The organism is Stenotrophomonas sp. SrG (assembly GCF_050031795.1).
Taxonomy (GTDB): domain Bacteria; phylum Pseudomonadota; class Gammaproteobacteria; order Xanthomonadales; family Xanthomonadaceae; genus Stenotrophomonas; species Stenotrophomonas rhizophila_A.
Genome location: NZ_JBNBBE010000092.1, coordinates 1 through 308, shown reverse-complemented (window position 1 = coordinate 308; position 308 = coordinate 1). Strand labels below are relative to the sequence as shown.

General features: G+C 67.5%; 1 protein-coding gene. It reads left to right on the top strand.

The window, feature by feature from the left end; translation table 11 throughout:
- The coding region (locus ACQG3P_RS19100) for a hypothetical protein (RefSeq protein ID WP_426805918.1) at window positions 1–252 on the top strand (252 nt) is incomplete at its 5' end.
- Window positions 253–308: the final 56 nt, after the last annotated feature.

The window sequence follows — 308 nt, the reverse complement described above, 5'->3', positions numbered from 1 at the left end:
TTCGACATCCGTTCCATGCAGCAGCGCTTCCAGGGCACTTATCTGCGCCGCTCCTTCGTACGCAGTGTCGCCACGCCGGCCGAGCTGTTCCTGCCAGCACTCATGTCGCTGGACGACGAGCAGCTGCGCGAGCGTATCGCCGCCCTGTACGCGCCGGCCCCTGGCAACGCCTTGCAGCAGCTTCGGGCGCTGGAGGAAGAGCGTGCCACCCTGGAAGCCGCCCGCGCCGGGCACTTGTGCGCATCGTGCTAGTGCGTTCATTGGCGTGACCAGGTACTGGACGTCAAGCGCCTCGGCCCGGCCATCGC